Genomic DNA, 23,752 nt, shown 5'->3' on the forward strand with positions numbered 1-23,752 from the left:
GCAGGCTCGCTCCCACAAGGGGTTGGGATTAACCCCATGGCTTTCGGTATATTCCTTTTCTTTTTTTGCTCGGTACGCCCATGTCGTCCCTGACACCCTTGAACCATCTGATTACCCGCTTTCAAGAGCAGACGCCGATCCGCGCCAGTTCCCTGATCATCACCCTCTACGGTGATGCCATCGAACCCCACGGCGGAACTGTCTGGTTGGGCAGCCTGATCCAGTTGCTCGAACCGATCGGCATCAACGAGCGGCTGATCCGCACCTCGATTTTCCGCCTGACCAAGGAAGGCTGGCTGACCGCCGAGAAGGTCGGCCGGCGCAGTTATTACAGCCTGACCGGTACCGGCCGCCGACGTTTCGACAAGGCGTTCAAGCGGGTCTACAGCACCAGCATGCCGGCTTGGGATGGCTCCTGGTGCCTGGTGATGCTGTCGCAGCTGACTCAGGACAAGCGCAAACAAGTGCGCGAAGAGCTGGAATGGCAAGGTTTTGGTGCGATTTCGCCGGTGGTGCTGGCCTGTCCGCGCAGCGACCGCACCGACGTCAACGCGACGCTGCTCGACCTCGGCGCGCAGGAAGAAACCATCGTCTTCGAAACCACCGCCCAGGACGTGCTCGCCTCCAAGGCCCTGCGCCTGCAGGTGCGCGAGAGCTGGAACATCGAAGAGCTGGCGACCCATTACAGCGAGTTCATCCAGCTGTTCCGGCCGCTCTGGCAAGCGCTTCGCGAGCAGGAAAACCTGCAGCCGTCCGACTGCTTCCTGGCGCGGATCCTGCTTATTCACGAATACCGCAAGCTGCTGCTGCGTGACCCGCAACTACCAGACGAGTTGCTGCCCGGTGATTGGGAAGGTCGTGCGGCCCGGCAGTTGTGCCGCAACATTTACCGTTTGATCTACGCCAAGGCCGAGGAATGGCTGAACAGCGCACTGGAAACCGCCGACGGCCCGTTGCCGGATGTGGGCGAGAGTTTTTATCGACGCTTTGGCGGGTTGAAATAACCCGTCGACGGTCAGGGAGAGTCGCTGTTCAGGAGAACCTGCTAATTGACGTAGACAATAAAAATAAGCCTGCGTGAGGCCTGACATGATTTCAACAACCGCACAGCGCCAGGATGGGTTCGATCAGTGGATCCATCAGATCAACCAGATCTGTGGCGCCTTCAACGCACAGCCCCTGGGCAGCGACTTTGCTGGCCAGATCCGTGAATACCGCAGCGATGCCCTCAAGCTCAGCTTCGTTGACGCCTGCCAGGCGCGGCTGTACCGCACGCCGCAGGAAGTGGCGGCGGGCGAGGGTGGCAAGTACTTTGCGGTGTTCCAGCTCGATGGCACCGCGGGCATGGCCCAGGGCGACGACAGGGTTTTATTGTCCGCCGGGGAAATCACCTTGATCGATGCTGCGCGGCCCAGCGATTTCACTTACAGCGAAAACTCCCGACAGTTGTCGCTGATCCTGCCGTCTCAACTGGTCGAGCAGACCCTGCGCTTCAACCAGGTCAAGTGCGGCCATCGGATTGCCGCGTCGTCGCCGATCGCCATGCTCTCGCATCGTCTGATTCTCGACGCCACCCGCCAACAGCACCTGACCCGGCAGGAAAGCGAAGCGACCCTGGAGGCGATCGTCAGTCTGTTGCGTCCGGCCATCAGCCAGACCGACGATTGCACGGATCCGCACGAGCGTACCTTCCGCAAGACCCTGAGCTTCATCGACCAGCACATCCGCTGCGAAGAGTTGTGCCCGGAATGGCTGGCGCGGGAAGTCGGCATGTCGACCCGCGGCCTGTACCGCATGTTCGCCAAGAAGGGTTTGGTGGTGGCGCGCTACATCAAGAACCGCCGGCTGGACCTGTGCGCCGAGTCCCTGCGTCAATCGCGCAAGGAAGAGAAATTGTCGGTGCTGGGGTATTCCTGGGGGTTTTCCGATTCGAGCTACTTTTCCACGGCGTTCAAATCACGCTTCGGCATTGCGCCGGGGGAGTATCGCAAGCAATACGCTTGATCGCATTTTGTAGGAGCCCGGCTTGCCGGCGAAGGCGTACTTACGGACGCCTTCGCCGGCAAGCCGGGCTCCTGCAATTTTGCGTTCCAGCCCGTTATTTCGGGGCGTTGAGGTTCAGCGTCGGGGTTTCATCGAAGAAGTTCCACGGCTTGAGCAACACATGCACCCATTCGGTCGGCATGATCGGCCATTCTTCGGCCCGGGCGATGTGGGTGGTGCCGGTGGTCAGCCAGACCACGTCGTCGGTGTTCTCGATCGAATGGTTATCCTGGGTGAATTGCCCCAGTCCCGAGTCTTTGGCCGAGCGGTTCGGGTACTTGCCTTCCGGGTATTTTTCCTGCGGATTGTATTGCGTCACCCACAGCTGTTTATCCATGAAGCTCAGGCGGTGGTACAGCCATTCATCGTTGCCGAAGTTGGCGCCCTTGGCCACCGGGTGCGTGCCACCGGCATAGGGAATCAACTGGTAGGACACCGGGTTGCCGACCTTGTTTTCCTTGCTGAAGTTGGTCAGCAGGCGCACGGTCGACGGGTCGAATTTCTGCGCCGCCTGCTGTTCGGTGCTGACCACGCGGGTTTCGGTCTGCATGGTGCTCGTGCGCGGGCCGCCACGGTCGTTCGGCAGCACCACCGGGTTCACTTCCACCAGGGAGTTTTGCTCGCCGTCCACGTCCATATCGAGACGGAAGTTGTAGATGTGCTGGTGCGTGGTACCGACGATGTTGTGGTCCAGCAGGGTGCCGTAGCGCGTGTCTTCCTTGGCAGTGTCTTCGTGCATGGTCCTGGACTTGACGCCCTTGACCGCTTCGATGCCGGTGGCGCCGGCGTCGATGCCGAGGGTGCCGTTCTGCTGGAAGACCCAGTCGAAGATGTAGTCATAGTTGCCGACGGTGCTGATCCAGCGCACCACCAGTTCTCGTCGCTCGGTGCTGAGGTTGGGCTGGCCCATTTCCTGGTGTTTGTATTCCGGCCCGGCGTAGCGCTCGAACACCGCCATGGCCCGCGGGATCGCGGTCGGTGCGCCGGTGTAGTCGGCGATGGTAGCGTCCAGCAGCACGGCGTTTTCAGGGGCGTCCTTGCCGCGCGCGATTGGCGAGGTCAGGGTACCCATGCCGTAGTCACCGGAATCGAGGTAGGCCTTGAAGTACCAGCCGACATCCGGGTCGCCGTAGGGCACGATCATGCCGCCCAGGGAGCCTTCGTACATGATCTTGCGTTTCTTGCCCTTGTCGTCATAGGTGACCGTGGACAGGATAGGGCCGACCCGCGAATCGAGGCGAACGTGGAAATCCCAGTTCTGCCAGTGAATGCTGTTGCCGGTGATGGTGTAGTTCTTGCCCTCGGGTTCGATGATTTCCAGCGGCTTGACCGCCACGCCCTTGCGCCCGCGGCCGTCGTAGGGCGTGGGTTTCATCGGCACCGGGATCAGCGCTTCGTCTTCGATCTTGATGAGCTTTTTCTGCTCCAGATCGACAATCGCCACCAGGCCCTCGATCGGGTGCGCCCAATAGTTGCCGTCGTCGACATTGAGGTAGCTGACGATCTTCAGCAGGCGCTTGTCCTGGGCCAGCCCGTCCTTGCCGTCGAAATAACCGACGGTCAGCGGCGTTGCCACGACCTTCTTTACATCGTTGATGCCGCGCTTGGCCAAGGCCTGGGCGTATTCGGGACTGGTCTCGACTGCGGTCTGCACCGTGGCGAAATCATCCAGCAACACCATGCCGTGGGCGCCTTCGATCGGCTTCCAGGCGTTGAGCGTCTTGCTGTCGAGATCCACCAGCGCTTCGATTACATGTTTGCCATCCAGCACCACGATATTGGCCTGGCGCGACTGGGTGACGTTTTGCCCGGTGAAGACGAAGTTCCACACCTGATCCTTCGGCGGTTCCTTGACCGATACCTCGGTGAAGCGAAAACCTGGCTTGTAGTGTTCCGATTGCTTGATGATGTCCACGGCCGTGGTGATTTCAGCCGCGCTCAGGGGGTTGAGCGGGCTGGGGCGGGTCTCGACGACGAAGGTCGTGTCCAGGCCGGACTGGAAGACCTGGTTGATGAAGTCCCTGGACATGTACGCCGTCTTGCCCTTGAACACCACAGGCACCGTCAGCTCCAAGCGCTTGCCGTTGAGCATGGCCACTTTGCTGTCGGGCTTGACCTTGAGGTAGACACCGTCCTTGGCAATGGTGAACAGGTTCGAGTAGTCGTCCCACTTGACGCTGGCACCAAACTCCTCAAGGCCCGCTTGCAACGGCACCATTTCGGCCTTGCCGCCATGGGCCTGGGCGTTGCCCATGGACAACGGCAGGCCGAGGACGCTCAGGGAGATGGCCAGGGCGAGCCGGGCAAGCGGTGATCTTTTGGGCGATGCTTTGGCGCTGGACATGGGTGCATTCCTGGAGAAAAGCCGGTGACTGGCATTCTTGCACTTTGCTACAGCCAGTCGATGCCTGCATTGGGATTCCTGCCAGATTGCTTTGACTGTGTGCCAAACCTGTAGGAGCCGGCTCCTACAGTAATAGAAGCGTCCTTATTTGCGCATCGCTACATACGAATTGCGCAGGTCATTGGCCCAGCCATCGAGCACGCCCTTGACGTTGGCCGTGGTGATGACCTGCTTGTCGTTTTCCAGGGGTATTCCCGTGCCCTTGCGAACGACTGTGGCGACCAGGGTCCTGGTGCCGCCATCGAGAAAGGCGACCTCGGTGGCGATTTCGCTGTCCTGGTCACGGATTCCGGTGGCGGTACTGACGCCTGCGGCAACCAGGGTGATCGGTAGCCATTCGTAAAAGCGCAGGCCCTGGGTGCTGGCGGTCACTCGAGTGATTGCCGGCCGCACGATCAGGGTTTTGGGACCCGGAGTGTTGACCACGGTCAAGACTTTGCCCAGCTCATGCTTGAGCACCGCATCGTAATACCGGGTGGTGTCGCCAAGGGTGGTCTGTGGCAGGCGCTCGCTCGGCACGGGCTGCGGGTAATACCGGCTCGGTTCGAAGTAAACCTGGGTGTAACGGTCGAGCTCAAGCTTGGGGTTTACCCAGCTCAGCACCGGTTGTCCCGAGGGGGACTGGTGTTCGGTCAAGGCGCTGTAGTCGTTCAAGAAGCCTGAATAGTTGTCCGGAGCGACGGTTTTGCTGCTGCACGCCGAGAGGGCGATGGTTGCTAAGGCCACTAGCGGTAGAGAGAAGTACTTTCTCATCAAGGAGTTCCTGGGTGGGTGGTGGAGTCTGGCGAGTCTTCCGAGCATTCGATACGCAGATCGCCGTTGGCCATGATCCACTGGGTGAACTCGGCAATCGGAACGCGGTGGATGTATTCCACCCAAGTGCCGGTAGTAGGGCTGTAGCGCTCGAAATACCGGCGCAGCACGACATGGGTCCGATCGTCGGTCAGTCCCAGGCACGCCTGCTGGAATAGAATCGGCTCGTCCTGCCCTGGCGCGCTGGTGCGCTGGTTGAGGATCACCGTATGAGCGCTATCGGTTGTCTCGGTCGCGTAGTTCGAGCCCTGCATGGAAGACCTCATGAATTGGAATGCGCGCAGGGTGCAGCAGGGCGGTAACGACCGTATGTCCGGTTGATGTCAGGCGGGTAGAAATGTTGCTGGATTGAAATATATGACCCTGGCCCCGGAATGGTTTTAGATACGCTCTTTTTTTGACCGTGGATCCTTTGAACGTGAGCAGACTGCTGATCGTCGACGACGATGTGGAAATCCTCTCCCTGCTGAAGCAGTTCTTTGTCCAGCATGCCTACGAGGTCGACCTGGCCACCCACGGCGGGGCCATGTGGGCGATGATCGAAAAAAACCGCCCCGACATCATCATCCTTGACCTGATGCTGCCCGGCGAAGGTGGCCTGAGCCTGTGCCAGAAATTGCGCGCGCAGACCGACATCGCGATCGTCATGCTGACCGCGATGGGTGAACTGAGCGACCGCATCATCGGCCTGGAACTGGGCGCCGACGATTACCTGACCAAACCTTTCGACCCCCGCGAGTTGCTCGCCCGATTGCGCGCGGTGCAGCGCCGCGCCGGCGAAAAAAGCCCGGGGCGGGAGCCGACGCGGCCGATCATCACCTTCGCCGATTGGCACCTGGATATCACCTGCCGTGAATTGCGCTCGCCCGAGGGCGTGATGATTCCGTTGTCCGCTGGCGAGTTCGATCTGCTGCGGGTGTTCCTTGAGCATCCGCAGCGCATTCTGACCCGGGAACAGCTGATCGACCTGGCTCGCGGCCAGGGCCACGAGGCCTTTGACCGCAGCATCGATGTGCAGGTCAGTCGTCTGCGCCGCAAGATCGAGCCGGACAGCAAGCGCCCGGATCTCATTCGCACGGTGCGTAACGGCGGGTATATGTTCTGCGCCAGGGTGACCCGCTCGTGATCCGGCGCATGATTCGTCGCATCGTCGCGCGAATAGTCCCGCGCGATACCCTCAGGTCGCGGATTGCGCTGACCATCGTCGCCGCCATGCTCGCTTCGCTGGCCCTCAATGGCCTGTTCGTGCAACTGGCGGGCACCTGGGGCCGTCCGCCGATCGACCGCACCGGCCTCCTGGAGCAGATCGCCGCGAATGTCCGGGTGATCGAGGCAGCGCCTGTTCCATTGCGCTCATCATTGGCTGGCGCAGCGAGCCATCCGCTGCTTGAAGTGACCTGGCACGAACGGCGGGCCGACTTCCATCTGCCCTCGGGCGGTACGCAGGTAGGGACTGAACATTCGCCGCTGCACGAGTTGCTGGGTGATGTGCCCCGTGACATCCAGGTCTTCAACCCCGGCGACTGGCCGCACGAAAGCCCCCAGGCGCATTACGTGGCGCTGGTTCAGCTACGCGACGGCAGCTGGCTGTCGTTCACGCCCCCGGAACGCAGCTGGGGGCTCGACGCCAATGTACGGATCCCGATCATCATCGCCCTCGGGCTGGTGGCAACCCTGCTGGTCGCCTGGATTGCCACGCGGCAACTGGCCAGCCCGCTGCAACGTTTTGCCAGCGCTGCACGGCGCTTCGGTGATGACCTGCGCGCACCGCCGATAAAGATTGAAGGCCCGCATGAGATACGCCAGGCGATCATTGCCTTCAACACCATGCAGGCGCAGATCCGCCACTTTCTCAGCGAGCGTACGCAGATGCTCGCGGCCATCTCCCACGACCTGCGCGCGCCCCTGACACGGATGCGCCTGCGCAGCGAATTCATGGAAGACCTTGAACAACAGCGCAAAATGGTCCGCGACATCGAGGAAATGCAGACGATGATCAACGCGGCGCTGGGTTTTTTCCGTGATGAAAGCCACGGCGAGCACAACACGGCATTCGACCTTTCGGAATTGCTGCAAACGATCGTCGACGATTTTCGCGACCAGGACATCGTCGTCGACTTCAGCGGTCCTGCCCACCTGGTGTACGACGGCCGTCCGCTGGGGATCAAGCGAGTGATCGTCAACCTGCTGGAAAACGCTGTGAAGTATGGCCAGAAACCGGGCGTCGAACTGATGAGTGACGGGCGTATGGTCTGCATCGAAGTCAGTGACCAGGGCCCCGGCATACCCGAGTCCGCCCTCGAGCGAGTATTCGATCCCTTCTACCGCCTGGAGACTTCGCGCAATCGCGATACTGGTGGCGTGGGCCTGGGACTGTCCGCTGCGCGGGCAATCGTCCGCGAGCAGGGGGGTGAGCTGACGCTGCGCAATCGCAGCGGCGCGGGACTGGTGGCGCGTGTGGAACTGCCGGGATCTCGCGGTGCCAAGGCTGGCGGGCGGTAGACGGTAATCGACCGTTCGGCTGTGGGCCTTCAAAAAATATGAGTCTTCATGGTTTATAAAATCAATAAGATGCGCACTTATTTTGACAGGACTGCTTCATGAGGTTTTCAGTTTTGTTGACAAAAACCTTTGAAATTTTCGAAAAAAATGAACCAGCTTCGGCTGGTTTTTTTCCGTCTGTGCGGACCTTGCAGGTGTCGTAGCATCTTCAGTTCGTGTTGCCGAGGGCTGAAGGCACCTATCGGCCCCATAGCAGTCATCGAGGCTGCCAAGCAGTTACACCGAAGACGCCAAACCTCACCACGAGAAGGGTCCTACCGGCCAGAGGTGAATACCCGGAGGATTCTGGATTTCCCGGTTTTGTTGGCAACCATGCTAGCCGGGTGGAAGCAACCCTCGGCTATCACGTCTCTCCAATCCTTGCTGCGTCAAAAGCGCCTTCAGGCTATAAACTAAGGCTTCAGTCAGCTTGACGCCCCCAAAATGCATACACTATTTCACGTAGATACAGCGGATATAAAAGCCCTGAACGACAAGCAAGCGCGCGCACTGATCGCAAGATTGTGTCGGGCTGAGATTCGTAAGCACGGGGGCTCAGAGTCGGCCGTCACCTGGGGTGGCGATCAAAGAGCAAAAGATGGAGGGGTGGATGTCAGGGTAGAGATAAATCCGCCACTGGGGATATCTGGCTATCTGCCCAATGACCACACAGCCTTTCAGGTAAAAGCCGAAGTGTTCCCCCCCTGCAAGATACCTGGGGAAATGGCGCCCAAGGGAGTGCTAAGACAAGCAATACGCGACCTCGCTACGACCAAAGGAAGTTACGTCATTGCCGCGACGCGAGACGACACCTCCGAGTCCGCTCTCGATCTACGACTTAATGCGATGAGAGATTGCTTGTCGGCCAACTGCCTCGGCTCCTCGCCGCATGTTGCCTTCTATGACGCAAGAAAGATTGCAGACTGGGTCGAGCAACACCCAGCGATCGTCGCTTGGGTCAAACACCAGCTAGGCAAACCACTGTTGGGTTGGCGCCCATACTCGGGTTGGGCCTACCAGGAGACGAACGTCGACTCAGAATATCTGCTCGATGATCGAGTCAAAGTGTTCACGCCCGACGCAGAGAAGGGCATTAATGTCTCGGCCACCATTGATCGCCTGCGTATCGACCTGTCGAAGGGGGCAAGCGTACGCATTGTCGGTTTATCTGGCGTCGGCAAAACGAGATTAGTACAGGCGCTCTTCGATCCGCGTGTAAAGGGGAATCAGGCTGCGCTGAGTGCTGATGACGTGCTGTACACGGACCTTTCAGATGGACCTTCACCTCAACCTTCAGCGATGCTCGAAGCTCTGATTGAAGACGGAAGTCAGTGTGTTCTCGTCGTGGACAATTGCGGAGCTGACACTCATCTGAAGCTCACCGATCTGCTTAAGACGTCTGGCAACAAGATTGGCCTGGCTACGGTTGAGTACGACGTTCGAGACGACTTACCAGACGCCACGAGGTGCTACCGTCTCGAAGGCTCCTCCGATGAGGTAGTCAGGCAGCTTCTTCAGCGGCGCTATCCGGTCCTATCAATCAGTGATGTTGATACCATCACAGCATTCTCAGACGGTAACGCTCGCGTCGCGTTTGCGTTGGCAGCGACGGTAACGACGACTGGTGAACTTGCACGGTTGCGAGACTCCGAGCTGTTTAAGCGCCTGTTTCATCAGAAGAACGTCGAGAATGAAGATCTCCTCAGATGCGCGGAAGCGGCCAGTATCCTGTACTCGTTCGACGGCGAGGACGATAGCCCTGGGTCGGAACTCAACAAAATTGCCGCTGTTGCTGACGTTTCATTGATCACCCTACAGAGGAAAGTGGTTGATCTACAGCGAAGAGGTCTCGTACAGGCGCGTAGCAAATGGCGTGCTGTTTTGCCACACGCGATTGCCAATCGACTCGCAGCCCAGGCACTAGAAGTGATACCCAAATCGCAAATCGTGAATATCTTTGTCGATACCGCTACCGACCGTGTTGTCCGGTCGTTCTCGCGGCGACTTGGTTACCTACATGAAAGCGCAAAAGCCGCCGAGCTCATACGGGACTGGCTCTCGCCATCCGGGCGTTTTGGCGACCTAACGGCTCTCAATGACATTGGCCATGAGGTCTTTCACAACATTGCACCTGTATCTCCGAGGGTCGCCTTAGCGGCGATTGGACGGGCTGCCAATATTCCTAGCTTCCTTTCGGACGAAAACAGCAAGCGTGCTCAGTATGCGCATACGTTGAAAGCCATCGCATTCGAAGAAGAAGATTTCGATATCGCCGCCGATATTCTTGTCCGGTTCGCCTTGGAAAATCCCCAGGGAAATAGGGGACAAGAATCTATTGTGGAAATTCTGAAGTCTCTGTTTTTCTGCGTGCTATCCGGTACGAATGCCCCCCCCAATCAAAGAGCAGAGTTCGTCAGGAGATTGCTTGAATCCGGCGATGCCAAGCGAGAGCAGTTGGGGCTGTTGGCGCTCGATGCGGCGCTTGAGGCAGGGCATTTTACCTCCGTGAGCAGATTCGATTTCGGAGCTCGAAAGCGGAGCGAGGGATGGGCTCCGGTATCCCGCTCAGACGTTGAGGTGTGGTTTATGCCATTCATCCGCATGGCGCTCGACATTGGTAAGCAGAAGTCCGACCTTGCTGAAAATTGCAGGTCTATTTTGGGTCGCCGCTTAAGAGGACTTTGGGTTGGCACGAATTTGTGGCCAGAAGTATGTGCAGCCGTAAAAGAGCTGGCTTCAGTCGTGAGCTGGCCTCAAGGTTGGTTTGGAGTCAAAAGCATCCTTCGCTTTGACTTGGGCAGATGCGATGAGTCAATTCAGAACGAGCTGCGCGAGCTGGAGAATCTTCTCAAGCCGAAGGCTATACCCGACATGATTCGAGCTCGACTTCTAGAATCGAATCAATTCGACCTAGATCTTGATGACGATGATGCAGATCAGCGCGCTGAAACGACTGGTGAGCGCATCCGCAGATCAAACCAGGCCGTGGAGGAGCTTGGGGAGGCTGCTGCCACCATTGAAGGCCTTCTCCTGGAGCTACTCCCGCAATTGATCTCAACCAAGTCAGGAGCCAGTGCATTTCATTTGGGGGTTGGGGTTGGAAAGCAGATTGCGGACCCGAGCTGGATTTTGAATGCGACCAAGGAACATATCGCCACTGCCACGCCCGGAACAGTCGGTGTATTGTTCCTTCGCGGCTTGCTCAACGGCTGGCATCACGCATCTCCCGCTTCTGCCGAGAAGTTCCTCGACAGCGCGGTGAGTGATGCAATTTGGGTCAAGTGGATCATGGACCTGCATTGCAGCATACCGATGAACCAAGCGGCTTACGCTCGAATCCACCAATCAATCATGGCTGGAAATACTCCTGCCTGGCAATACTCCTATCTCGGGATGGGCAGACAAACTGGTTCATTTTCTGTTGCAGAGATTGGCGAGCTGCTTTCTGCGATAGCACTGCTGCCTGATGGTGGTGTCGTTTTTCTCGACGTCCTTTCCATGGTCGTCCACTGCGCGGTAGATCACGATGATGCATATAAGGAGTCCTTGGCGGCAACCTGCCTAAATCTTCTGGGCGCAGCCGAATGGGGAAAGGCTCTGGGGGATCGTGCCAATAGCGGTTACCGCCTTGAAAGCATATTGGAGTTTTCGCTGAAGCGATTAGCTTCTTCCGAAGCAGCGCTGGAGGTATTGAACGGTCTAGTTGCCTTTGCGCGCACGACGGAATGTAGTTATTTCGATAGGGATGCCATCAAAGACGCCATCTCGCCGTTCCTCAGGCACATGCCGCGACGAGCGCTCGACGCAATCTATGTTCCCGGTGAGGAAGCTCACTTCGGTCAGATGTCGCCGGTGATTGGGCACCCTCACAGTAATCGGAAAGAGACAGCACTCAGCGTAGTCCCAGTGGATGTATTGATCGATTGGTGTAATACCTCGCCGTCTGATCGTTACGTGTTCGCGGCACAGAGCTGTAAGCTGTTCGATACTCGAAATCGAGCGAGTGAAGAGCATGCCAACATCGACTCAGTGGACGATTCTGAGTTGGTTATTTCGGAGGCCGCGCTCGCAGTGCTCGCTAATGCTCCTGATAAGAAGGCTGTAGTCGAGTGCTATTTAATGCGATTTACGCCTTCAGGCTGGTCCGGTTCTTTGGCCGAAATCCTGAAGAAACGGATTCCGCTTCTCGATGCACTGAATCTCGGCAACGCGGAAGAGCTGAAGCCAGTATTGGCGACAGCTAGAGCGAGCCTCGAACGAAGAATTGCAGCGGAAGAGCTTCGCGAGGACGAAGAAGAGCGCGAGCGTACTGGTAGCTTCGAATAGGCTAGCCCGACGGCTCCATTAGCTGATTGCTGCCCGTCCTAACCGGCAGCAATCAGCCAGAGGTGAACATCTGTTGGTGTGCATCAAAGTAAAGGGGTAGGCGCCATTGCGCTACCTTTTGATCGGGGTTTTAACGTCAGACATGTTGATGTTTGAAAGCACTGCACTTGAATTTAGGATCAGCTGAGATAGGAGTAATTACATGTGGTGGGAAAAAACTGTCGAGTACAGGTTTGTTGCCGATGTCGTGGCAAATGGGATGTGCGACTTTGCGGCACCTCTGTCAGGACGCCATGAAAGGACTGCTGGTGATGCAATTTTTGGCAAGGGCAGTGGGCTAGTACTTGTGGAGTTTAAGCGCAGCCTTTCAGACGTCCCAACTGAAGAAACTCTCTTCGAAAACTATGGGGATGCTCAAGCTGCTTTAAGTCAATACAAGCATCATTTCATCGTGTTTGGTGAGCTCGCCATGGATAGTCATACGAATTTGGAGCTTTTGGCCCAGCGATATTTTGTAGCTGGTGTCTATTTTGACGGGATAACAGTTTTACAGCATGGGGTGAGCAAGCTCGTTTTTGATGAGTATCTACATGCTTTGGCTGAGCATAAGGAAGAGGATGGCCGTGGTCGAGGGTTAGGGCACGTAACGGCGCAGGCAATGTCTGCGGTAATCGGTGTTTCAGCTGACGGGCAGATGGTAGGTGCAATTTCACTGCATGAGTATGCACCAACGCTTTTCCCTGGACCGGTACTGCTTCCGCCACCAGTACCCACCCCCGCATTCAGTCCTTCGGGGCCTGGAAGGTAATTCCACGGTTTGCAGGCTGCCCTCTCGACGTGGGTACTCCATGTGGCCAATTCACCACCTGGTAAACCTATTTTATGCGCTGTTAACCACCGCAGTTAACAGCGCATAAAAATGAGTTACACACGACGGTATGTAAGGGTCACGCGGCTGTACCTGTTGAATTTCTAGTCACAGTTGCTTTGACGCCTGTACGGGGATTTCCTTCTAGGTAGATTGTGTTCAGCAGGTGGACATCTGGGAGACTGGAAAATTTTTGCGCCAGATGACGGGCCAAACTGTCGCTTGCAGTCGTCAGGATCAGATTCATGTTCGGCATTGAGGTTGCGACGAGCCTGAAAATATCCAACATGGCTACACGATTGAGGTCATCCAAATGAGCGATTGGCTCATCCAAGAGGAAGCTGCCACCGGTATTTTTTGCTCTGGCAAGATAGAGAGATAACGCCAAATCTTGCCGCTGCCCTTGGCTGAGTTTTTCCTCTGCCTCCAACGGTGCCTCATGACCTTCAGCAAACACCATCCAGTTCAGGTCGTTCCCAGAAACACTCAGTTGGTGATACACCTCATTCGCGTGCATCCGGGAGAACAATTCAGTCGCTGGCACCAGGAGAGGGGCAAGGCTAGACACGGTCGCATTACGAACATGATCGCCATATTGAGTAATCGCATTGTCTGCTACCAGTATGTGGCTCAGGCCCGTCTGGAGCTTTTCAGCGACCACTGATTTTTCTCTCTGAAGCCTGATCAACCGCTCAGAGTCAGAATCGATATTCAGTGAGATCTGACATTCACGGAGCTCTGATTCGTACCCCTCTGCTCTTCGGAGTTCTACTTCCACATTTGCATGGGTGGCAGTGTGCAAGTCCTTAGAGATAGGGAGAATACCAATGACTTCGTTCCATTGACTTTGAAAGCGATTCACCACTTGAGAAATTGCTGCAATGCTAGAGTTGACCTGGTGCGCCTCTCGGGTTTTGGCCTGAATACTTTCGAGCTTCTCCATCACTGATCGGGCGAGGCTTGGCTGCTCAGAACTGGCTGAATCAAGTTGTTGCTGGAAGTGCTGGGTGTATCTCTCAAGCATCTGACGCGCTTCGGCAATGCCAGTGTTTGCGTTCGGTGAGGACGGAATCTGAAAGAAATCCTCAACTTGGGTCATAACTTCAGCGATTTTCTTCGCACCAATCGCGCACTTGATACGCGCCAGAAGGTGTGGAAAATCATTAATATCAGAGTCTGAAAAATCAGGCTTACCCATGATGCTCAGATAGCTTGTTCTTTCCTCAATGTGCTTCAGTTTATCGTTCGCAGATTTAACACGAGCGGTGTAATTCTCAAATGAGGATTGCTGCAGGTTGGCGTTGTGTACTGTCGTTACCCAGAGCTGTTCATTCGACTGAGCATCCACTAGCTTGCGGCTTGCTGTCTGCAACTCGGGGGTGAGGTTGGCAGTGGAAAGCTGCCCCCGTAGTGCATCAGCCGATTTCCAGTCATGGTCGCATAGAGGGCAGTGGCCGCTCGTAAGGGAATGTGCCGCTTCGTACCCCAATGCCCTCAAACGATTTATCACATTTGAAAGAGCGTCGAACTCCCCCTGCGCTGTAATCCTCGCCTGCTTAGCCTCATCGGCAGATTTCGATAGCTCCACCATATTGACCGGCGGCTGGACGATATTGCTGGATAGATCTCGTTTGACCTTAAGGAGATCTAACAAAACATCCCCATTGCTGATCAGGTATTCAATCGAATTCAACCAACGCTGCTGTTTGTCACTGTCCCAGGCATACTCAACGAAGTTTTGCTCCAAGAGCTGGAAACTTAGGTCAGTTTGAGGGAATGCACGAGCGAAGGCTGGCTCCGAAGTGATGGCTTCCCAGGCCTTGAGCGCATCAGTGTTTTTTCTTGCCCAATCAACGCCTATCTTACCTTGTGCTCTATTGGTTTCGACAGTGGCGAGTTGTTCAGCTAGTCGACGATGGTCATTGGTCAAGGTGGTGCTGGTCTGGGTAATGTTTGCTAGCGAACTTCGACTACTTTCGAGCTGTTGCAGGCTAGATTCGTACCCTGACCATCCCTCCAGCAGTTCGCTCAGTATGTTCTTTTGGCGCTGAGCGGCCTGCAGAAGCTTGGCGACTTCCAATTGCGCTGTTTTGAAATCATCTAGAAGATTGCCTGTCACCGGAGTACCAGGAAACCCTTCTAGTATCGTGCTCAACTTGAAAGCGACTTGCTCGCGCCCGGATTGGCTTGCTTTCAGCTTTTCTTCAAGCGCATGAATTTCAGCAATGAGATTCTGCAGCTTCGTTTCCAGTCCGTGAACTCTGGGGAGGTCACCTCGGTATTCCTTCAGATTGCTAAGCGTGCTCGCAAGGTGGCCCAACCCAAGTATGTCAGCAAAAATTTGCTGCCGGAGTTCCGATTTGCTGTTGTCAACAAGCAGGGCCAATGAATTTGCATACAACCACCGGCAATTGCGGAGCCAGTCGCGACGCGCCTTGGTCGTGGCTTTAGTGCTACTACCCAAAACTGAGGACGGTGTGAGCATTTCAAGTAGGGCGGCATCCTTAATCTGCTTTTTTCTACGTTCCCCATGCTTTTTGATTGAGGCTTTCCCGTTGACTCGCTCCAGATGATATAGCTCGCCATTTATCTCGCAGTCAGCACTGACCGACGTTTCACCTAACCCCCACTGACAGGAAAAATCTGTGGTTGTTGGAAGGTCGTCCACTTTGTTGGTGAGCAGCCACTCTAGTGCATAGCAAATGGTGCTTTTACCTGTGCCGTTCGCTGCATGAATAATGGTCAACGGTGCGTTGAGTGGGATCTGCAGAAAATCAGGAACGCCGCGAAAATTCCTGATCTCCACTGAAAGAAATTTGATAGGTAAGTTACTCATTCAGATCCCACTTCTTTCCATGATGGCGCGCTAGCTCCTTCCCTTTTGATGTCGCAAGGGATGCCAAAAGATCAGTCATTTGTTTATTTTCAGGCACAAACCCAGAATATTCGGCCTGCTCCGTTGGGCCTACCAGCCCCAACGGTGTGATACGTTGGCAACGCTGCCAGCCATTAGCATTCTGGAAGACGACGTGTTTCCTTACGAAGCGTGTATCCCTCTCCACATCATTGATGAACTGCTTGAGTTCGTCAGTCAACGTTGTCAACGCCAGGACAAGATAACCATCAACCACTGACCCCTTTCTTTCGAGTCGTAGGAGTGCAGCATCCAGAAATGCTTCCGCATGCCTCGTTTGTATCCAAGCCTCTTCGGGCGTTTTGCAGTCGATTTGTATAAGCAGAACCGACGCGAATTTTGTCGACCAATACTTCACTTGTGTCGTCAAAGGAGGGCCAGGCCAGTGCGGGTCATCAGCGAATACCAGAATATCGTCTTCGGGGGACGTGAAGCCCGCGTCGATCGCGCGCTCATCCAAGAGCTTTATCAGTTCACTAAGCATCTAGGTGTTTCCTGCGAGATGATATGTCATCCATGAAATCTTCAGCCGATATGGCATCAGCCTCGTCGTACATTGACTCAATCTCATTGAGGGCAAAAAAGTAGACTCTGTTTACCATTGCGACGTCGGTGAAGGAGCCTTTCACACTAGGCGCAGTCGCGATGTCGAAACGCTCTCGGCTAGATTCGTTTGAGTCACTGCGCTCACTGGGCTTTTCATCTTTAACCTTCCCAACACCATTAGCGAATACGACGAGCTGTGGATGGTTAGAAGTATCTCTCGCCCATCGATAAAGATCGTTCGCCATATGCCTTACACGATACTCATCGTTTGTCCACGCCAGTACGTTGTAATCACCCTCATTGGGGTCACTGAACTGCAGATGGCCCTTTGTCCCTGGCTCAGTAATCCATGCCGAATCCTTGTGGGATTTGAGGTAGCTCAGAGCTTGCACCGCCTTCATCACATATCTTCCGGCGCACGCCAAATCCTCCAATGTGAACTCTTTCGCTGATGTCACCCCATACCGGGTCTGATAGGCAAAGTCCTTTGAGTCCTTGATACCTTCCGCTTGGATGAGGTTATTGAGCTGTGCGAGTTCCTTCTTAACCACGTCGAGGCAATCAGCGTCAGGCGGATGTCGATCGAAGAGTTCGTGAAATTCCAGCGTTGCCGGTACTAGATCATCTTGGACGACGCCTCCTTGTAATCTATGACCCTTCGCACATTCCAGCGTGAGATTCGCATCCCACGTTAATGTAAGAGTCAGACCACCGCTGGTGCTCCTGCGCATCACACGACTTGGTGGCTGCATTGCAGGTGGGCTCGAACGGGTATTGTATTCGCTGTCTGTAGAAGGAAATACGCCTGTGGCGCTGTGAAGCTTCAACTGGCAATCACGTAGCCGCTCACTGTTAGCGGCCGCAACCGCAATTGGGGACGCTAATCGACGTGCGTGGTAGTCCAAAAGAGATTTCACGACATCTGTTAGGTCAGAGATGTGCTGAGATGCCAGAATCAAATTTGGACGTTTGAGTCTGTCTTCGGCTTGGCTTGCGATGATTCTGCGCAATTGGGAGTTTTTGCTCAGGACTGAGTTGGTAAAGTCATTTCCTAATGTTGGCCAGACGATAACGTCTTTGAAGGCCAGTCGTAGAGAAACACTACCGCGACCAAAGCTCGCATTTTTAGGCTCGTTTTCGACCAAGATATAGCAGTTGATGATTCCTTCGGCAGGGTCGGTAACCCAGCACCATCCCGCTTTGAATTTCTGTGCTGCAGCTGGTTTCCAGGAAGGATCTATCCAAGACATCCCATCGGCAGTTTTCCAACTGAGAAGCACGGAGCCGGTGACTTCTCCGCATCCGACCATGAACACGAGGGGGTTCGGATAGGCTTTCACCAATTCGTTTATGTCGTTCCATTGTGTGTGAGTTGCAGCCGCTGATCCCGCTGTCAGTACCACAGGGCGATTGCCGAAATTCTGTTCAAAGGCTCCCTCTTCTGGAGCAAGCATGCCTTGCAGGAAGGGTATCAAATCGGTGCCTTGGATGAGGCCAATATTGAGCTGGTCTCCCTCACGTAACTCTTGATCGACGTATTCTGTACGAATCTTCTGAAGATAGGCCTCATCAGCTCCAGAAAGTGTTCCACCTTGGGATGCTAGATACTGACGAATGACCTCGATTATCTCGGTAGCATCTGAATCCAGTTTGAAATAGGTACTCCTCACCTTTGGGTGCTTGCCCACCAAACTGGAGAGGCTATCTTTTTTCAGGATTTTCGTTTCTAAAAGGGGTATCCACTGCCACACAATCTCGCATAGCTTTGCGGGAGAAAGGCCTTTGAGAGTTGGATTTTTTTGAAGCGTTTTGGAGTTTTCGAGAATTTTTCCGCATTGCTCTTGAAATGAGGAAAGTTTGTCGTCGAAACGCTTCTGCCCCGATTCCTGCAAGAACTCGAAAGCGTCCTTGGTAACACTATCGGCGACTGCGAAGAAGTATCTAAAGGCAGTTCCAGCCTGAGGGGCAATTTGGGGTCTGATGTGTGCATACAGAAAAAACTTGCAGATCTCGTAAGTGACCGAGGCCAAATCAAGATTTTTCTTAAGACGTTTGCACTGTATTACTCCTGTCGGGATTCCCCGTTTGTACATGACAACGTCTCGACCTTGGTCGGCGCCATCATTCAGGCGGCTTACAGTGTCATACCAGTTTTGAGTGCCATCCTCATGCTCGGCTCTGTAGATATCGGCTACCAAAAGCTCGAAATGAGCATCACCCATGCGTTCGAAAGGAAGCTGCCCGCAGTCAAAAGTGAACAGTTCGGGAGCGTTTGTCCTGTCCTCTCTTATCGCGGTTTCTTCCTCTGAGGTGACGAATGACACTTCTTCTACGGCCAATTTTCGCTCCTAGCGTTGAGTGACTGGCATTGTGTGGATAGCGCGCTTTCCTTGCGGACGTTAGCCCTTGAGGACGATACAGTGAAATGTGGCTCTCAAGATCCATCTCGCGTTTGGATAGCTACGCAGCCTAGAAACGCTTCTGTCGACGGCGCGCGCAATGCCAAGCTGCCAGCATCATAATTCGAGTAGCGAGGAGTAGCCAGACGCTCTTGGCGGGGAAGGGGCTTGGTTGATCGAATGCCAGCTCCGACAGTCGACGTAATGGAGCATTGGTGAGAATCCAGTCACCTTTGTTCAACTGAGTATCCAGGACTTTAAACGATGCCAGTGCCCGATAGGCGAGGGTGGGTGCCCTACAACTAATCACAGTCCATCGCCGTCAACACAGCACTGTCGCCCCATAGTTGCTGAGCAACATCGTCACGACAAGCCAGTTCTGATGCCTCTGGCCATGTCAGTTGACCTCTAACCAACGACGCACAAAAATACCCTATGGGCGGAACGATTCGCCCCAGCGCCAGGTCGGCCAGGACCTCTCCAGCCTGAATACGCATGTTCTCGGCGAAGTAGGGGCTTAATGCCATGGCCGGTTCCGGTAGCGTGCCGTTCGGCAAATTGCGTCCCAGGCCGGTGCCGGGGGTATAGCCTGGGTTGTACGCGATAATCCGCAAGCGCCGAGCCTTGGCCTCGTTTGAGTTGGCGAAGGTTAAGGCCGTCAGCAGGTTGCACAGCTTGGACGTAGCATAGGCGCGGAAGCCGGACTCGAATGCCACCTCGCCACGCGGGCCTTTGCCGAGGTCCTGATGCGCGAGTTGTTGTGCATCAACAAACGCAAACGGCGCGACCGGGCTGTACCGCGGATCATGAGTATTGCTGGTGGTTAGCACCACGATTGCATGGCGCGCCAGTAACGGTGCTAGTAGACGCAGTAGTAGATAGTGCCCCAGGTGATTGACCGCGAACGTGGTTTCGTAGCCGTCTTCCGTGCGCGCTACGGTCGGGAAACTCAGCCCGGCATTTAGGACCAAGGCGTTGATCCTGCTCTTGCCCAGTGTGTCGAGCACTTGCCGGGCGAATCGCCTGATACTGCTCTGACTGGCGAGGTCGAGCTGTATATGGGTTTCTCTGCCACCAATGATCAGCCGGGTGTCAGGGGACGCGCTCAAACGCTGCGCGGCCGCCGCACCGAGTCCAAAAGTCCCGCCGGTCATGGTGATCGTATTCATGTTCAAAACACCTCGACCATTACCACTTCGGTATCGTCGATGGCCTCTACCACCAGCAACGCCTCGTCGGTCATGGCCACGCCGCTGCCTGCTTCGACCCTTTCGCCGTTGGCCCTCACTGCCCCGAGCGTCGGCACCAAATAGGCGTGGCGAGCCATAGCGCAAACGGTGCTCAAGCTCTGACCGGCTTTTAGCGTCGCGCCCCGCACGCGGGCGTCGGCGCGGATGGGCAACGCGCGTTCATCACCGGGCATCCCGCTGGCCAGCACGGCCCATTGATCGGCTCGATCACATCCCGAGTCAATCACTGGAGATTGGCGATGTCAAAGCGATATCATTGCGTGAAGAAGACGCCCAAAATCGCCATTTACTGCACAGGGAGTTTGGTAGTGACCACGAGAGACAATTTTACCGCCGCCACTAAGACAGCGCTTGCCCTCCGGGCAGCGCACTTTTGTTCCAATCCGCGTTGCCTCAAGCTCACCGTCGGACCGTCTTCGGTGCCGACCAAAGCTCTGACCACGGGCCATGCTGCGCATATTCATGCGGCTTCCAAGCTAGGCCCCCGCTACATGGCAACGCAAACCCCTGAAGAGCGTGTATCGATTGAAAACGGCATTTGGCTGTGCAGGGAATGCGGAGTCATCGTAGACAGCGATGAACTCGGACACACTGACAACCAGCTTAGAAAATGGAAGACAGACCACGAAACCATGGTTTCGGAAATTCGCACCGAAGGGTATTCGCGCAGTCTCGCATTGCTCCAGAGCGGTCGCATGGAGCCGCAAATTGCGAAGAAAATCATCACTTCCATGGAGGATCGCCGGTCGCTGTGGGTCACTTTCGACGCCGAATTTCCCGACCGCGTCAGACAATCGTTGGACGATCTTCGCTCGCGATTCACTACCATTCGCTCCGAACTGCTGGATGGAACACCACTTGATGGAATTTTGCTGTCACTGACCAAAACCATCTTGGCATTCTTCAATGTGGTTGAGTCATCAGACCTGAGGACATTGCGCTGTAATGGGGGTGATCCTGAATGGCTTCAGTTCAGCGATGCACTGGCAACGCTTAGGAATGCCATCGGACTGCAGATTGCCAACCTCTCATATGCCTATGGCATTGCGTTGAGCGAGGATCTGCAACGTATTGCGCCGCTCAGGGCTTAATTGCACAACAACACATATTTGCGCAGCCGCATCGTCGCGTCGGATTTTAATAAGGTTGACGTCTGCCGACATGGAGTGAGGGGGATAAGTGAATCAGGATCAGATCGAATTCAACAAGACTTTGGGCCAGAAGCAGAAAGAGGCTAGTGTCAAAGGGTGCTTACGCGGTGGAGATGAGCAAGCGGGATGCGCCGGTAAAATTGTGCAGGCCCATTCCATTCAGCGAGGGAAAATTCTCGCATCTATCGCGGATGGCGGTTCAGGGAAGGTTTATTACCTTGGTCTCGCTCCCGCAGACGACATGACATCAATGATTCCAGAGTTCAAGCTGGAAGGAATCAAGAAATTCAGTACCTTCAGTGGCTTCTGCGGGTGGCACGACAAATCAATATTTCAGCCCATTGAGGATGTGGTGTTCACCGCAACGGCTAAGCAAAAGGATATCTACGCTTACCGCGCTGCGGCCAAGGAGCTTCATGCCAATCTTGAGTCGAAGAGACTTTGTGAGATCCAACTGGGAGACAAGCTTGGCGTAGAAGATTTCCCACCCCACCTCCAGGCGATGCTTCCGCTGATCCTGGAAGGCCTCGTGGAGGTGCCACCCTCCATTAAGAAAGCGATGCTGGAGGGCGCGGCAAAGCAGCAAATTAAGATTAGGCACAAGCAGTGCGAACACAACATCGCGGAGCTGCGCCAGATTTGCGATGACCTGACGGGTGCGATAGACCATGATCACCCATCGAAATTCGAACATGTTTATCACTCTCTCGAGGGAGCCTGCCCAGTAGCTTGCTGCACGTCGTATATCCCGTACTTCGACCACGATGGTAATCGCATCATCTCCGAGCAGGATGAACGGCGGATAGCTCTGTCGCGCGCGACAAGATGCCTGGAAATGAAAAACGTAATGCTCAATGTTTTTCCAGAAGCTGGCAGGACGCATTTCATCTTTACATTCTCCAAGGGAAACCAAACCTTCAAGGATGCGATTGAGCGCCTGCTCAAACTGGATAATGGATCTCTTAGAATTGGTCTTTCCAACATCCTGCTCAACTACGCCGAGAACTCTGCCTACGGTCCCAAATACATCGAGGAGAACTTTAGTCCGGAGCAAATCACGGCACTCAAGGAGGCCTTTTCGAGCACCGTGTTCGATCCGAGTGCATTCCGAAAGGGCAGCATTAATCTGTTTGTCGAATCGATCTCTGTGCCCCCCCAGTAATCGTTGACCAAAAGCTCACCGCGAAGCGCCAAGCAGCCGCTGCGGTGAGTCGTTCAAAAACATTTGGCTCTGGTGCGGGCTGGCTAGCGCTGCCGATCAGCCCTCAGCTCACCGTTCACATCGTAAATTTTGGGCTTTTTGCAATGAATAACGTTACTGAAATGTCATCCGATGCCGTCGCCATGGCGGCCCCTGCGCTTACATCCGAATCCCTCAACAACCTGTTGAAGATCACAGCGCCTACTGGCTCGGTCACTGTGAAAGGGATTGCCACCGAAGTGCATTATTGGAAAAAGCCAGGAGGCATTCGGGCTTCGAAAATTTATGGGCGCCTAGGCGGGCTCGGTGATGCCTCCATCCGATTTGAGCTGCAGCCGTATGTCAGCATCCAAAACAACGAGCCGGTGATTCTGCATGGCACCTTGCGCATCAAACACTCAGAAGCCTTACGCACCACCCATGAGGTGATTTTGGTGGGCGACAAGGTCGGCAACTGGTTGCCTGAAGACGCTTCGCAGGACGATGGACGGACCAAAGAGGCTCTCGCCCCGCTCGACCGGCATCAGCCGCGCTTGACGCTTGAGGCGGCGGTCGCCAGGCATGGCCCAAGCGCGGTGGCATTCCTCACCACGGATACCGCCTGGCAGGACCTGACTAATGCAGCTTCAGCCGTGCCAGCGATTGTCAATTGTCGGCACGTGGTAACGAACTTCATGAAGCCTGGCTGCTTCATTGAGGACTTACTCGAGGTCTGCCGTAATCCTGCCATCAAGGTTTTGGTCATTTCCCGCGGCGGAGGCGGCGGACTGACAGCCATTGGTGACTCGTATGAAGTGGCAGCCGCGCTACTGGCGAGTGGTCGAGCTTTCTATACCGCACTCGGCCACGACAAAGATGTGCTGTTACTGGACAAACACGCAGACCAAGCGTTCGCCACACCATCGGTGTTGGGGCAGACATTGGCCGACGCGATTCGCACGGTTACTGAGCGGGAGGCGTTGGTCGAGCGCACACGCACCCTGAGCGAAAACGCAGATATGCTGACTCGGGAGAACGCTCAACTGAGGGAGCAATTGGCGATGCAAAGTGGGCATGCCAAGGGGAAAACCGAGTATGCGGTACGGGAGAGGGTGCGGCACTATGCAACTGGCCGGCATGCCCCTGACACCCCACCCCAGACTGGTCGCCCGGCCAATAGGTATGTGCTTTGGGCGTTGTTGGTCGTTGTAGTCTTCCTGGTAGGCCGCTGCACCGGCTAGATTCCTGCCAGCAACCATGTTCAAGACGCTGTACGAGGTCACGGACGTCGAATGCAAATCCGCAACACGACTGACG

The 23,752-nt window shown here is 55.4% G+C and carries 17 protein-coding genes; 9 read left to right on the forward strand and 8 right to left on the reverse strand.

Annotation, left to right across the window (positions count from 1 at the left end):
- The first annotated feature begins 80 nt into the window (after nucleotides 1–80).
- Nucleotides 81–1,004, forward strand: a complete 924-nt coding sequence (paaX, locus tag BKX96_RS30430; RefSeq protein WP_077186280.1) for a phenylacetic acid degradation operon negative regulatory protein PaaX — start codon at nucleotides 81–83, stop codon at nucleotides 1,002–1,004.
- An 85-nt stretch (nucleotides 1,005–1,089) separates the two neighbouring features.
- A complete protein-coding gene (gene feaR, locus BKX96_RS30435) occupies nucleotides 1,090–2,004 on the forward strand; it encodes a transcriptional regulator FeaR (RefSeq protein WP_077186281.1) in 915 nt (304 codons plus the stop codon).
- Between the two features lie 94 nt (nucleotides 2,005–2,098).
- On the opposite strand, the gene tynA is transcribed toward feaR, so the two are convergent.
- The 3 genes from tynA to BKX96_RS30450 form a co-directional block, all read right to left on the reverse strand.
- The gene (gene tynA / locus BKX96_RS30440) at nucleotides 2,099–4,387 is read right to left on the reverse strand and encodes a primary-amine oxidase (protein ID WP_077186282.1); all 2,289 of its coding nucleotides are present in this window, start codon (nucleotides 4,385–4,387) and stop codon (nucleotides 2,099–2,101) included.
- A 144-nt stretch (nucleotides 4,388–4,531) separates the two neighbouring features.
- Nucleotides 4,532–5,200, reverse strand: coding sequence for a DUF3313 domain-containing protein (locus tag BKX96_RS30445; protein WP_046817860.1), 669 nt, complete (start codon nucleotides 5,198–5,200; stop codon nucleotides 4,532–4,534).
- Nucleotides 5,200–5,514 (reverse strand): hypothetical protein, encoded by a 315-nt coding sequence (locus tag BKX96_RS30450; protein WP_077186283.1) that lies wholly within the window; start codon nucleotides 5,512–5,514, stop codon nucleotides 5,200–5,202. Before BKX96_RS30450 ends, BKX96_RS30445 begins: the two co-directional genes overlap by 1 nt.
- 164 nt (nucleotides 5,515–5,678) lie before the next feature.
- On the opposite strand from BKX96_RS30450, the gene BKX96_RS30455 reads away from it, so the two are divergent.
- The 4 genes from BKX96_RS30455 (at nucleotide 5,679) to BKX96_RS30470 (ending at nucleotide 12,935) form a co-directional block, all read left to right on the forward strand.
- Entirely contained in the window at nucleotides 5,679–6,386 is a 708-nt protein-coding gene (locus tag BKX96_RS30455; RefSeq protein WP_248687939.1) for a response regulator, read from the forward strand.
- A gap of 8 nt (nucleotides 6,387–6,394) precedes the next feature.
- Nucleotides 6,395–7,762: an ATP-binding protein gene (locus BKX96_RS30460; RefSeq protein ID WP_410454554.1), complete on the forward strand. Its 1,368-nt coding sequence runs from the start codon at nucleotides 6,395–6,397 to the stop codon at nucleotides 7,760–7,762.
- A 483-nt stretch (nucleotides 7,763–8,245) separates the two neighbouring features.
- Nucleotides 8,246–12,127, forward strand: coding sequence for a hypothetical protein (locus tag BKX96_RS30465; RefSeq protein WP_077186284.1), 3,882 nt, complete (start codon nucleotides 8,246–8,248; stop codon nucleotides 12,125–12,127).
- Between the two features lie 202 nt (nucleotides 12,128–12,329).
- On the forward strand, nucleotides 12,330–12,935 hold the full coding sequence (locus BKX96_RS30470) for a hypothetical protein (protein WP_077186285.1): 606 nt from the start codon (nucleotides 12,330–12,332) through the stop codon (nucleotides 12,933–12,935).
- 139 nt (nucleotides 12,936–13,074) lie between these two features.
- On the opposite strand, the gene BKX96_RS30475 is transcribed toward BKX96_RS30470, so the two are convergent.
- From BKX96_RS30475 to BKX96_RS30495, 5 genes are all read right to left on the reverse strand, one after another.
- The gene (locus BKX96_RS30475; RefSeq protein WP_077186286.1) at nucleotides 13,075–15,831 is read right to left on the reverse strand and encodes an AAA family ATPase; all 2,757 of its coding nucleotides are present in this window, start codon (nucleotides 15,829–15,831) and stop codon (nucleotides 13,075–13,077) included.
- The gene (locus tag BKX96_RS30480; RefSeq protein ID WP_071555254.1) at nucleotides 15,824–16,393 is read right to left on the reverse strand and encodes a hypothetical protein; all 570 of its coding nucleotides are present in this window, start codon (nucleotides 16,391–16,393) and stop codon (nucleotides 15,824–15,826) included. Before BKX96_RS30480 ends, BKX96_RS30475 begins: the two co-directional genes overlap by 8 nt.
- A complete protein-coding gene (locus BKX96_RS30485; RefSeq protein WP_077186287.1) occupies nucleotides 16,386–18,794 on the reverse strand; it encodes an ABC-three component system protein in 2,409 nt (802 codons plus the stop codon). Before BKX96_RS30485 ends, BKX96_RS30480 begins: the two co-directional genes overlap by 8 nt.
- A gap of 362 nt (nucleotides 18,795–19,156) precedes the next feature.
- Complete coding sequence (locus BKX96_RS30490; protein WP_077186288.1) at nucleotides 19,157–20,023, reverse strand: SDR family NAD(P)-dependent oxidoreductase; 867 nt, start codon at nucleotides 20,021–20,023, stop codon at nucleotides 19,157–19,159.
- Between the two features lie 2 nt (nucleotides 20,024–20,025).
- Nucleotides 20,026–20,331 carry a pirin family protein gene (locus tag BKX96_RS30495; protein ID WP_077186289.1) on the reverse strand — a complete coding sequence of 102 codons (306 nt, stop codon included), beginning with the start codon at nucleotides 20,329–20,331 and terminating at the stop codon, nucleotides 20,026–20,028.
- Nucleotides 20,332–20,343: 12 nt separating this feature from the next.
- Here BKX96_RS30495 and BKX96_RS30500 point away from each other — a divergent pair, with 12 nt between their 5' ends.
- The 3 genes from BKX96_RS30500 to BKX96_RS30510 all read left to right on the forward strand — a co-directional run bounded on the left by BKX96_RS30500 (nucleotide 20,344) and on the right by BKX96_RS30510 (nucleotide 23,676).
- On the forward strand, nucleotides 20,344–21,195 hold the full coding sequence (locus tag BKX96_RS30500; RefSeq protein WP_218639291.1) for a DUF6650 family protein: 852 nt from the start codon (nucleotides 20,344–20,346) through the stop codon (nucleotides 21,193–21,195).
- An 88-nt stretch (nucleotides 21,196–21,283) separates the two neighbouring features.
- Nucleotides 21,284–22,417: a hypothetical protein gene (locus tag BKX96_RS30505; protein ID WP_077186290.1), complete on the forward strand. Its 1,134-nt coding sequence runs from the start codon at nucleotides 21,284–21,286 to the stop codon at nucleotides 22,415–22,417.
- 44 nt (nucleotides 22,418–22,461) lie between these two features.
- Nucleotides 22,462–23,676 carry a cell division protein ZapB gene (locus BKX96_RS30510; RefSeq protein WP_179092192.1) on the forward strand — a complete coding sequence of 405 codons (1,215 nt, stop codon included), beginning with the start codon at nucleotides 22,462–22,464 and terminating at the stop codon, nucleotides 23,674–23,676.
- The last annotated feature ends 76 nt before the right edge of the window (nucleotides 23,677–23,752 follow it).

Source organism: Pseudomonas putida (genome assembly GCF_001976065.1).
In the GTDB taxonomy this organism is placed as follows: Bacteria; Pseudomonadota; Gammaproteobacteria; order Pseudomonadales; family Pseudomonadaceae; genus Aquipseudomonas; species Aquipseudomonas serbica.

What these genes read in the sequence shown, in the direction of transcription:
- paaX (WP_077186280.1), top strand. Translation starts at nt 81, where the DNA reads ATGTCGTCCCTGACACCCTTGAACCATCTGATTACCCGCTTTCAAGAG.
- BKX96_RS30475 (WP_077186286.1), bottom strand. Translation starts at nt 15,831, where the DNA reads ATGAGTAACTTACCTATCAAATTTCTTTCAGTGGAGATCAGGAATTTT.
- BKX96_RS30460 (WP_410454554.1), top strand. Translation starts at nt 6,395, where the DNA reads ATGATTCGTCGCATCGTCGCGCGAATAGTCCCGCGCGATACCCTCAGG.
- BKX96_RS30465 (WP_077186284.1), top strand. Translation starts at nt 8,246, where the DNA reads ATGCATACACTATTTCACGTAGATACAGCGGATATAAAAGCCCTGAAC.
- feaR (WP_077186281.1), top strand. Translation starts at nt 1,090, where the DNA reads ATGATTTCAACAACCGCACAGCGCCAGGATGGGTTCGATCAGTGGATC.
- BKX96_RS30445 (WP_046817860.1), bottom strand. Translation starts at nt 5,200, where the DNA reads ATGAGAAAGTACTTCTCTCTACCGCTAGTGGCCTTAGCAACCATCGCC.
- BKX96_RS30470 (WP_077186285.1), top strand. Translation starts at nt 12,330, where the DNA reads ATGTGGTGGGAAAAAACTGTCGAGTACAGGTTTGTTGCCGATGTCGTG.
- BKX96_RS30480 (WP_071555254.1), bottom strand. Translation starts at nt 16,393, where the DNA reads ATGCTTAGTGAACTGATAAAGCTCTTGGATGAGCGCGCGATCGACGCG.
- BKX96_RS30500 (WP_218639291.1), top strand. Translation starts at nt 20,344, where the DNA reads ATGTCAAAGCGATATCATTGCGTGAAGAAGACGCCCAAAATCGCCATT.
- BKX96_RS30450 (WP_077186283.1), bottom strand. Translation starts at nt 5,514, where the DNA reads ATGCAGGGCTCGAACTACGCGACCGAGACAACCGATAGCGCTCATACG.
- tynA (WP_077186282.1), bottom strand. Translation starts at nt 4,387, where the DNA reads ATGTCCAGCGCCAAAGCATCGCCCAAAAGATCACCGCTTGCCCGGCTC.
- BKX96_RS30490 (WP_077186288.1), bottom strand. Translation starts at nt 20,023, where the DNA reads ATGAATACGATCACCATGACCGGCGGGACTTTTGGACTCGGTGCGGCG.